This is a genomic window from Snuella sedimenti (genome assembly GCF_016428595.1).
Lineage (GTDB): Bacteria > Bacteroidota > Bacteroidia > Flavobacteriales > Flavobacteriaceae > Snuella > Snuella sedimenti.
In genome coordinates this window covers 86,001-97,933 of the sequence record NZ_JAELVQ010000002.1, presented here as the reverse complement: position 1 = coordinate 97,933, position 11,933 = coordinate 86,001, and the positions used below count along the sequence as shown (strand labels likewise).

8 protein-coding genes are annotated in these 11,933 nt (G+C 33.7%); 7 read left to right on the top strand and 1 reads right to left on the bottom strand.

Annotation, left to right across the window (positions count from 1 at the left end; genetic code table 11):
* The first annotated feature begins 38 nt into the window (after positions 1-38).
* From JF259_RS02260 to JF259_RS02235, 6 genes are all read left to right on the top strand, one after another.
* A complete protein-coding gene (locus JF259_RS02260; RefSeq protein ID WP_199112864.1) occupies positions 39-554 on the top strand; it encodes an RNA polymerase sigma factor in 516 nt (171 codons plus the stop codon).
* Positions 555-673: 119 nt separating this feature from the next.
* On the top strand, positions 674-1,570 hold the full coding sequence (locus JF259_RS02255) for a FecR family protein (protein WP_317192054.1): 897 nt from the start codon (positions 674-676) through the stop codon (positions 1,568-1,570).
* Entirely contained in the window at positions 1,563-3,917 is a 2,355-nt protein-coding gene (locus tag JF259_RS02250; RefSeq protein WP_317192053.1) for a TonB-dependent receptor plug domain-containing protein, read from the top strand. Before JF259_RS02255 ends, JF259_RS02250 begins: the two co-directional genes overlap by 8 nt.
* Positions 3,918-3,937: 20 nt before the next feature.
* Entirely contained in the window at positions 3,938-4,336 is a 399-nt protein-coding gene (locus tag JF259_RS02245; RefSeq protein WP_199112862.1) for a hypothetical protein, read from the top strand.
* Between the two features lie 459 nt (positions 4,337-4,795).
* Positions 4,796-5,971: a heparan-alpha-glucosaminide N-acetyltransferase domain-containing protein gene (locus tag JF259_RS02240; RefSeq protein WP_199112860.1), complete on the top strand. Its 1,176-nt coding sequence runs from the start codon at positions 4,796-4,798 to the stop codon at positions 5,969-5,971.
* A gap of 175 nt (positions 5,972-6,146) precedes the next feature.
* Complete coding sequence (locus JF259_RS02235) at positions 6,147-7,469, top strand: sulfatase-like hydrolase/transferase (RefSeq protein ID WP_262894859.1); 1,323 nt, start codon at positions 6,147-6,149, stop codon at positions 7,467-7,469.
* Between the two features lie 7 nt (positions 7,470-7,476).
* Here the strand turns inward: JF259_RS02235 and argS are convergent, their stop codons facing one another.
* Positions 7,477-9,261, bottom strand: coding sequence for an arginine--tRNA ligase (gene argS / locus JF259_RS02230; RefSeq protein ID WP_199112856.1), 1,785 nt, complete (start codon positions 9,259-9,261; stop codon positions 7,477-7,479).
* A 601-nt stretch (positions 9,262-9,862) separates the two neighbouring features.
* Here argS and JF259_RS02225 point away from each other — a divergent pair.
* Positions 9,863-11,929: a tetratricopeptide repeat-containing sensor histidine kinase gene (locus JF259_RS02225; RefSeq protein ID WP_199112855.1), complete on the top strand. Its 2,067-nt coding sequence runs from the start codon at positions 9,863-9,865 to the stop codon at positions 11,927-11,929.
* The last annotated feature ends 4 nt before the right edge of the window (positions 11,930-11,933 follow it).

The following is an 11,933-nucleotide window of genomic DNA, read 5'->3' as shown; positions in this document are numbered from 1 at the left end:
AAAAGCCTTATTTTAGAGGCTCCAACTACCTAAACCGCATGAAGAAACAATTACATGATAATATTTGTGAAGAACATCTATTTTCTTCTATTTTTAATAAATATGCCAAAGATTTACATGACTTTTTATATTATAAGTTTGGCGAACTGCTAAACCCTAAAGACAAGGTACAGGAAGCCTTTGTTAAATTATGGCAAAATTGTGCTAAGGTCACTCCTGATAAAGCCAAAAGTTTTTTGTTTACTACAGCGAATAATTTAATGTTAAATGAAGTTGCCCACCAAAAAGTAGTTTTAAAGTACCAACAGACCAAACCCAAAACGTCCACCAATGAAAACCCAGAGTTTTTAATGCAGGAATCCGAGTACATGGACAAACTACAAAGAGCCCTAGCTAATTTAACCGATGCGCAACGTGAAGCTTTTATGATGAACCGTGTAGAAGGAAAACGTTTTAAAGAAATAGCTAAAATTTTAGACATCTCAACCAAAGCGGTTGAAAAACGTATTTATGGGGCTTTGGAGAAATTGCGAAGGGACATTAAGGAACTGTAATGATTGTTTGTTATCGATACGAAACCAAAAACTTGAAACCTGAAACTTGGAACTTGAAACTTTTTAAAATAAAGGGTAGGAAAAAATGAGTGTTAATTGTTATATAGTTGAATTTAGATATGATGGATAGAGAATTTTTAATATCGAAATGGTTAAACAACGATTTAAATGACCAAGAGCTTGAGGCATTTAAAGCACTTGAGGACTATGATGACTTAATGAAGTTAACGCATAGTCTACAGGCCTTTAAAGCAGATGATTATGACACTTCTAAAGAATTAGAACGTACATTGTCTGCCATTAGAAGCTCCAAAAAGCAAACCTCATGGTTAAAGTCATTTATGCGCATCGCTGCCATACTTGTTATTTGTTTTGGTATATACCATTATACCACAACTCTAGATACAAGTGTATCGACAACTATGGCACAAAAAACAACTATAAGTTTGCCTGATGCTTCCAGTGTTACACTTAATGCTAAATCATCCATCGTCTTTAATAAAAAATCTTGGAAACATGAACGTGATATTAGACTGGAAGGCGAAGCCTTTTTTAAAGTTGCCAAAGGTGAGACCTTTAATGTTATCACAAAATCAGGAACCGTTACCGTTTATGGCACCCAATTTAATGTAAAGCAAAGAAAAAATTATTTTGAAGTTATTTGCTACGAAGGCTTGGTTGGAGTCACCCATAATTCTCAAGAAACAAAATTAAAACCTGGCGACAGTTTTTTAATTATTGATGGGAAATTAATTGCTAAAGAAAAAGAAAGCCAACCAAGCCCTTCGTGGCTCCATAACGAGAGTACATTTAAAAGCTTACCTTACAAGGAGGTGCTTGCTGAGTTTGAAAGGCAGTACAACGTTAATATTACCACAAAAAACATAGATACCAAACAACTGTTTAGTGGTAGTTTTGCACATAACAATTTAGATGTTGCATTACAATCCATTACCTTACCTTTACAAGTAACTTACAGTAAGGTTAACAATACCATAATCTTAACCCGTGAGTAATAGAAGGCTACTTTCTATTGTTATCCTTTTATTTTTTTTGAATATTGAAAGTGTAAACGCTCAAGTTATTCAAAAGGAAAAGCAACCACTTATCTCAATTTTAAAAGTTTTAGAAAGCCGATACAACATAAAGTTCTCCTATGTAGATGCCTTTATTAAAGACAAAAAAGCCACACTCCCCAGTGAAGGTTTAACTTTGGAAGTTGCTTTGGAAGCATTGAGGACAGAAACGCGCCTAGACTTCCAATTACTAGACAAGCGTTTTGTTGCCATAAAAAAAACAAACTCAGAACGCAATAGCTTTAAAGTACAAGAGCTGGAAGAGGTTGTTATTAATAATTACCTTACTACCGGGATAACAAAATTAAATGATGGTTCTGTTACCATTAAGCCTGAAGCTTTTGGTATTCTTCCCGGCTTAATTGAACCTGACGTATTACAAACTATACAGTCCCTGCCAGGTGTCCTAAGTTCAGACGAAACCGTTTCGAACATTAATGTAAGAGGCGGCACCCATGACCAAAACCTATTGCTGTGGGATGGTATTAAAATGTATCAATCCGGACATTTTTTTGGGCTCATTTCGGCCTTTAGCCCCTATACTACCAAACGCATAAATGTTTTTAAAAATGGTACAAGTGCCAAATATGGCGACGGCATTTCGAGCATTATAGACATTCAACTACCCGATGAATTGGATCGTACATTCAAAGCTGGAATAGGGTTTAATTTAATTAATGCTGATGCGTATGCAAAAATCCCATTATCATCAAGAACAGAATTACAGTTTTCTACTCGACGCTCTGTAACCGATTTGATACTCACCCCGACTTACGATCAATATTTTAAGCGTATTTTTCAAGATTCGGATCTAAGCAATTCAAATCAAGATTCAAACTCAATTTCCAAAAACGAACAATTCTATTTCTATGATATTGCCGTAAAGTTCTTATATGACATTTCAAAAAAGGACAAAATTCGTTTCCATATCTTAAATGTAAACAATAACCTAAATTACCTTGAACAATCTACTATAAATGATAGAGACGAAGCTTTAAACAGCATGCTCTTACAAGAAAACAGGGCTGTAGGTGTAACTTATACCAGAGATTGGAGTAATAGGTTTTCAACCACATCACAAATATATGTTTCTAATTACGATCTTGATGCCACAAATTTTGACATTCTAAATAACCAGCGACTAATTCAAGAGAATGAAGTTTATGATGGTTCGGTAAAACTAGACATTAACTATCAACCCGATTCACAATTTAAGCTCAATGGCGGCTATCAGTTTACCGAAGTAGGGATAAGCAACCTAGAAGATGTTAACAATCCTCCTTTTAGAAGCTACATAAGAGATGTGCTGCGCAATCACGCTATTTATGCTGAAACCGGATTTCTATCACTTAACGCTATGACCAAATTTAATCTGGGTGGGCGCTTAAACTACATCTCTAAGTTCAACGTGTTTTTAGCTGAACCTAGGTTAAGTTTTAGCCAACGATTTCTTAACAACTTCCGTTTTGAAATATTGGGTGAGTTTAAAAGTCAGACCACCTCTCAAATTATAGATCTACAAAACGACTTTTTAGGTATTGAGAAACGTCGCTGGGTATTATCAAATAATAAAGAGAAGGCTATAACCATTAACAATAAAGAGATACACCCCGTTCCAATCATAAAGAGTAAACAGCTTTCTGCCGGTATTCATTACAACAAAAACAAATTATTGATAAGTGCTGAAACCTATATAAAAAAAGTAAACGGGATTACCACAAGAAGTCAAGGGTTTCAAAACCAGTACCAATTTATAAATGCAACTGGAAGTTACAACATAAAGGGCGTTGATTTTTTACTAAACAAACAATTCAGCACTACCGTTAGCACTTGGTTATCCTATTCGTTTAGCTCCAACAATTATACCTTCAAATCCTTAAACGACGGACGCTCTTTTCCGAATAACACAGACATAACCCATGCGCTTAATTTAGCGGGTACCTATACCAGTAATGCGTTTAAATTTGCCTTAGGTTTAAACTGGCATTCTGGAAAACCCACTACCAAACCAGCATTGGAAGACGATCCTGATGACAACGAAATAACTTATGCGGACCCCAACAGTTCTAATTTAAGTGATTATTTACGTGTAGACTGTTCCGCTACTTATGCCTTTAATATTACAGATACTGTTAAAGCGACTGTTGGTGCTTCAGTTTGGAACGTTTTAAACAAAAAGAATATTATAAATACTTACTATACTCTTGACGACGAAAATGAAGTCAACCAAGTTGATAATGAATCACTTGGCATTACTCCAAATGTTAGCTTTAGGGTGCACTTTTAATAATTACTTATATTTGTAATATGTTGATTGCAAAAAACATAAAAACACTTTTTGGCAGTATAGCCTTGCTGATTACCTTAATAACATTTTCTGGCTTTACGGCGGCTATTAACAATTATCAAAGACCACAAACCGAACAGGTTATCACTCCTCGTTCGAACAGTGGCAATCATACTACCCACTATCATAGTACAATCCCTTTAAAAGTTACGCTCAATCGGTATACTATTTTCAGTTTTAAATCTCTTTTAAATACACAGCGTTTCAATTTAATAAATACACAGCGTTTCAATTTAACTATTCAATTTAAATCCCAAGAAAAAGCAGTGTTACAATTTGTAAATTTCAATTCAATTTTAGAACAAAACCTCATTGCTAAATCACGGTCAAACCTTACCTACAAAGCTTCTTTGGAATAAATTTATTCTCCTCTGCTTGTAACTGCAAGCTTTAATTTTTTTCTTAATCTCTAGCATTAAGGATTAATGCTCTTATAGCTATTCCTAAAATGAAATCTTAAAAAAACACATTAAGAGACTGTTTAAATTCCAGTCGTATTTTATAAAAAGGACAATGCCCCAAAATACATTGTTGAACAAATCGACAAGAAAAAACAAAAAAATGAAGATCAAAACATTAAAGAAGTTTTTTAGAAACCCTTAAATTTATACAATCGTAACGCAGAATTGTTTGCAATTATTTTTTTATTGTATTATACAAGTATATTAAACAAATGAAACGAGCATTAAGAAATTTTAAAAATTACTTCACAAAAGGAATGTTTAAAATTTTTAATGAGAGAACGAGTGTAAGGAGTGGTTGCACACGTTCTTAATTTTATAATTACAATAAAAAAATAATTACTAAAATTTAAACGTGTGAAAAACTCAAGAATAGCTTCAATAGATATCTTAAGAGCTCTAACCATGGTATTAATGATTTGGGTAAACGATTTCTGGACTTTAACAAACACTCCTAAATGGCTAAACCATGCTACAGCTACAGAAGACTATTTAGGTTTTTCTGATATTATTTTCCCTTTGTTCCTTTTTATTGTGGGATTAAGCATTCCATTTGCTATTAAACAAAGACTAAAAAAAGGAGGTAATATTTATACAATTGCCAGACACATTATTATAAGAAGCATATCACTTCTAATTATTGGGGTATTTATGGTTAATTACGAAACGGCCCATGATTCTGGTATGTTAGACAAATATACTTGGTGCCTGCTTATGGCCTTGGGCGTTGTCCTAATTTGGACAGATTGGAAGCGAAGTCCTATACCTTTTAAATGGCATAACCCAATACAGGTTGTTGGTATTTTAATACTTATTTTTTTAGCCGCTATATACAAAGGAGGTCCTACTGGCAACAGTGGTATGACAACGCAATGGTGGGGTATTTTGGGGCTTATTGGTTGGGCATACGGTATTAATGCTTTAATTTATCTTTTTTCTAAGGGCAATAAAATAGTTATAATAGGTTGCTTTTATATTTTCAACTTACTTTCTGTATTACATCATGCCGACCTTTTACCTCAACTAAAGGGTGCTCTTAAATATATCTCAACGATTTACACGGGCACGATACCTGCATTTACAAATGCTGGTATTATTGCTGCCCTAATACTCGTTAAATTTAAAAACGATACTCCTAAAAAGTTACTAACCCTAACTTTAACTGGAGTAGCCATTTTGTCTTACGGCTTTTTAATGCGTCCCTATTGGGGTATCTCAAAGATCCAAGGTACTCCGGCATGGTTAGGGATTTGCATCGGACTTGGGTTTCTTTTATTTGTACTATGCTATTATATTGCCGATGTTAAACAACACACGCAATGGGCGAAGATAATTGCACCCGCTGGAACAGCTACCTTAACTTGCTATATGATCCCTTACTTTATATACCCCATTAGGAACTTATCCACTATACGCTTACCCGATGTTTTAAACAATGGGATTCTAGGCCTCATTGTCTCTTTCGGGTTTGCAATGTTGGTTGTTATTTTTACAGGCTATCTGGAAAAGAAGGGTTTTAAGTTAAAGTTATAAAATAATTAAAATATACTTCTAATTTTATTAATACCTTTGAAATGCCTATTATCAAAAAGTTACAAACCCAACCGAAATCGAAGATTCACGAACTCCTATTTTCAAAATAAAACACGCGAGTATATAATGATTTAGACATCGCATCTGACCACTAAAAAACAATAAATATTAACAGATGAAACCTTACTTATCAATTTTAATAATTCTTTCAGTTTTCGTATTCTCATGTAACGCTGACAAAAAAAGTAAAAGGAAACCAAATATCATTCTCATTATGGCTGATGACATGGGATATGAATGTTTGAGCTCTAATGGTTCTATAGCTTACAATACGCCCAATTTAGACCATCTAGCTTCTAATGGTATTCGTTTCTCAAAGTGCATTTCCCAACCGCTCTGTACACCTTCAAGGGTTAAAATAATGACAGGCCTGTACAACTATAGAAATTACGATTATTTTGGTCATTTAAATACTAACCAATACACTTTTGGAAACTTAATGCAAGATGCAGGATACGCCACCTGTATTACCGGAAAGTGGCAGCTAAATGGTGCCTATCATAAAGACAACATTCCTGATTGGAATGATAATACAAAACCTAATACATTTGGTTTTGACGAATACTGTTTATGGCAATTAACAAAATCAGGAAATGAAGGAGGAAGATATGCAGCGCCCTTAATTGAACAAAATGGCAAAACCATACAAGGTAAAACCAATGACTATGGACCGGATATATTTGCCAATTATCTGATGGATTTTATGGAGCGCAAGAAAGACAAACCTTTTTTTATCTACTACCCTATGGTCTTAGTCCATGATCCTTTTGTGCCTACACCCGACTCTAAAGACTGGGGACAAATTGAGCTACGAAAGAAAAATGACACAGCCTATTTTAAGGATATGGTAGCTTATACCGATAAAATTATCGGCAAAATAGTAACTAAACTCAAAACTCTTAATATTGATGACAATACCATTATTATTTTTACCGGAGATAATGGTACACATCCCACAATATTCTCTAAGACGGTAAATAGTACTGTTCAAGGAGCAAAAGGTAATACAATTGACGCTGGCACGCATGTACCGCTAATCGTTTCATGGCCTAAGGAAATAAAGAAAGGCTCTGTTTACAGTGAACTAATAGAATTCAGTGATTTTTTTCCAACCTTAGCCGACATTGTTGACAAAAAGATTTCTTCTGATGGGAGAAGCTTCTATCCTTTATTAAAAGGTAATGACTATAAAGCACGTAACACCGCATTTGTACACTACGACCCCCAATGGGGGAAACGCATAAATCAATATAAAAATCAATTTGTTAGGACACTTGATTATAAATTATACCAGGATGGAACGTTTTTCAACTTAAATAAAGATCCACTGGAAAAACACCCCATACATCTAGATTCGCTAACCGAAAAGGAGCTAGAAACCAAACGGTTTTTAATGGATGAGTTAAAAAAACATCCTAATTGGAAAAGTACTGAATAAAGGTTAACTACATTCTTTCTGGCACTTGAATTCCAAGAATCTTAAATGCGTTTTTTATAGTCATCGCTACTTTTTCTGAAAGTTGCACCCTAAATACCTTATCATTTTCATTATCGGCTCCCAAAATGGAAATATTTTGATAGAAGGAGTTAAACTCTTTAACCAGATCATAGGTATAATTAGCAATGAATGCCGGACTGTGTTGTGCAGCAGCATTTTGAACAACTTCTGGAAACAATTGTAATTGTTTAATTAGTTCTCGTTCTTTATCGGCTAACACCTTGCCTTCAGCATGTAATGTTGTGCTATAATCGAAATCTGCCTTTCTTAAAATAGATTGGATTCTTGCATAAGTATACTGAATAAAAGGGCCTGTATTCCCCTGAAAATCGATAGATTCTTTAGGATCGAAAAGGATACGTTTCTTGGGATCTACTTTTAAGATATAATATTTTAGAGCCCCTAGTCCTATAACTTTGTATAGTTCCTGTTTCTCTGCATCAGTATAGCCATCTAATTTCCCTAACTCTTCAGATATCTCCCCCGCTGTAGCTGCCATTTCATCAATAAGATCGTCGGCATCAACTACGGTTCCTTCCCTACTTTTCATTTTTCCACTAGGTAGGTCTACCATACCGTAACTTAAATGGTATAGGTTTTTAGCCCATTCAAAACCTAACTTCTTCAGAATCAAAAACAACACCTGGAAATGATAATCTTGCTCATTTCCAACCGTATATACCATCCCTCCAACATCAGGAAAATCTTTAATACGTTGTATGGCCGTGCCAATATCCTGTGTCATATATACAGCAGTCCCATCGGCACGTTGTACTATTTTTTTATCTAAACCGTCTTCGGTTAAATCACACCAAACCGAACCATCTGCTTCTTTAACGAAAACGCCTGATTTTAAACCCTCGGCGACAAATTCTTTTCCTAACAAATACGTATCGCTTTCGTAGTATAAGGTATCAAAATCAACTCCTAAATTTTTATAGGTTTCATTAAAGCCAGCGTACACCCAACCATTCATCTTTTTCCATAACGCGACCGTTTCTTCATCTCCAGCTTCCCATTTTAAGAGCATGTCCTGAGCCTCCAACAGAATAGGAGCATTTTTTTTGGCATCCTCTTCCGTTTGTCCTTTTGCCACTAAAGCTTCTATTTCCTTTTTGTATTCTTGATCGAATTTTACATAATAATTCCCAACTAGTTTATCTCCTTTTAGCCCTGTACTCTCTGGTGTTTTTCCGTTTCCAAAACGTTTCCAAGCCAACATACTTTTACAAATGTGTATGCCCCTGTCGTTTATAATTTGTGTTTTATAAACTTTTTTCCCTGAAGCCTTTAAAATTTCTGCAACACTATAGCCTAACAAGTTATTCCTAATATGCCCCAAATGCAGAGGCTTATTTGTGTTTGGCGACGAATATTCTACCATTATAGCTTTATCACCAGCTTGTGGCGTTTCAAAACCATAGGAAGTTACATCCTTAATACTATTAAAAAAGTTAATAAAATAAGCATCACTTATTTCTATATTTAAAAACCCCTTTACAACATTAAATGCTTTAACTTCAGAAACATTTTCAACCAGATAGCCTCCAATTACTTCTCCTATTTGTACCGGATTACCTTTTATAAAACGTAACATTGGAAAAATTACAACTGTAATATCCCCTGCAAATTCTTTTCTGGTTGCTTGAAATTCTACGGCATCAATAGTTATATTGTAATTTAATAAAACAGCTTGTTTTACTTGGCTTGATAAAGTTTCTTGAAAGCTCATTAATAGTACTTTTTTTAAGTGCACAAAGATAAAACTTTTATTAAAGCATCTTTTATAAAAATGTCCTTATAAATAAAAGAAGGGTTTTTAAGAAAAAACAATCTAGACTAGTTTTTTTTATCTAAGAACGGAGCGGTCTTTAATCAAACTTTCGAATGGCGGTGGTATCCGATAAAAAATATAGATCAGCTGCACTATTATAATAAAGTCAATCCTTATTTTTTGAGAAAATTTAAAATAGCAATGGAATGGCTCAAGAAATACTCTTAAAAGTATTTGTATTCAAAGGATTACCACAGCGATAAAAAGTACCTGCATTGTGTGAGTGCATTTCATCGATGAAAGTGTTGTTTTTCTATGATTTTTGCCGTTAATCTATTCGTCGATATTTCTCAAAATTCAGGGCTTCATTTCATCTAATTTTTTGGTAGTAAAACAGAGAAATTAGCTTTTAAAGACAGTTTTTCCAACTTTTGTTTAACCATTAGCTATTAATAAACTTTAGACACTAACATTTTTTAAGCTTAAATAGAGTAATCTTTTTTTCCCTCAAAGTAAGATACCTTAATTATAGCGACAGTATTTGTAATTTATACATTGTATGAGAAAAACAATTACGTTAATTATAATTATATTTTTATCTGCTTTCTACAGTTTTTCACAAACCAAGGAATTAGACAGCCTTTCCATACAATTAGCATTTCAGAGTCAAGACACTTTAAAAGTGGATACTTCTTTAAATCTTATTAAATCACTTTATGATTTAAAAGATTATGATAGAGCGTTAAAATATATCATTGAAAGTGACAGACTTGCTTCTTCTTTAAATTATAAAAAAGGGATTGCCGAAATCACCTATTACAGAGCATTGATATTTGCACAAAAAAACGATTATATCAATGCCACATCCAACTATTCAAAGTCTAAAGCATTGTTTAATGATTTAAATGACACTTTAGGAATTGCCAAGGTTAACAACAGCATTGGTTTAATAGAGATTAAACGTGGAAATTATACTAAAGGACTACAATATTCGTTAGCCGCCATTGATGCATTTAAGAAACGAAACTTAAAAAGCGAACTGGTTTCAGCCTATACAAATCTTGCAGAGGCTTATTATAATGTAAATGATATTGACAATTCTATTGCGTTTAATTTAAAAGCTTTAGATCTTCAAGAAGTATTAAATGATAAATCTGCTATCATTAACAGCCAAAGTAATTTAGCTAAGCTTTATTCTATAAAAAGAGAACACCGTAAAGCCATAGAATATTATGAAAAAGTAATAGCAAGTATAGGAAACAATAATGACTCCATTCGTGGGGCCATTTTTCCAAAATTGGGAGGTGAATATCTTAAATTTAGAGATTATGAAAAAGCTACCGGCTATTTACTTCAAGGCTTACAAATTAACAGACGAACCAAAAACGAATCCGGATTGTTAACAACCTTAATCAATTTGGGTGATTTAAACTTTCAACAACGAAAATTTATACTGGCAGAAAAGCAACTTCTTGAGGCTGGTTCCCTAGCGAAAAATTTAGGAAATAACGAAGAGTTACTGAAACAGTATAAATTAATGAAAGCTATAGATTCCACTAAAAGGGATTTTGCCAGTGCCTTTGTATGGCAACGAAGGTATTACGATTTAAAAAATCAAATTTCAAATGAAAACCTTAGTAGAAGTGCATCTCCACTAGAAACAACAGATTTAGATGCCAATAATGATTTTAACAAATCCAATGAGGTAATAGAAAATTTATCACAAAACAATAATGGCAGCGGCAATAGAACAACCCTTAATCGCTTTAAGTTAATCTCTTATCTGCTTCTTGCGGCCTTTGCTATAGTTTCTACTTTTTTGATATTGATTTATATAAAACGTAATAGCAACATAAAATACACTCAAGAATTAGAGGAAAAAAATATTAAAATTCAATTGCAAAACGAAGCTTATCAAAAACAAACTGAACAACTTGAAAATGCTAATAACGTAAAGGACAAACTATTCTCTATAGTATCTCACGATTTAAAAGACTCTTTATCCTCTATTAACGGATTTATTAATTTGCTTCAAGAAGGCACTTTATCAAAAGAGGAGTTCGACAATCTAATACCCGAATTAAGCGAAAATGCCAATAATGCCTCATTACTTTTATACAACTTATTAAACTGGTCTAAATCACAAATGCATTCCTTAGAACCAAAACCCAGTTTATTTGACATTCAAGAGGTTTTTGAAGACAAAGTAAAGCTCGTTGAAAAACGTATGGAAAATAAGGGCATTGCCTTGGTTGATCATTCATTACGTGATTTTGCTTATGCCGACAGGAGCATGTTTGAAATTGTTATACAAAACTTACTTGCCAATGCCCTGAAATTTTGTAAAAGTGGCGATACCATAACTATTTCTAATCATATTAGTAATGGCAGTTGTATAGTAAGCATAGCCGATACTGGAATTGGTATTTCTAAAGAAAACATGGAAAAACTGTTTAGTAATACTACGTTTACAACAGTTGGTACCAATAACGAAAAAGGCACTGGCTTAGGGCTTTCTATTTGTAAAGAATTGATAGAACTGAACAATGGTAAAATTTGGGTTGAAAGCACACTAAACGAAGGCAGTACATTTTATGTACAACTTCCCAAATCTAAACCAGCTTAAATCG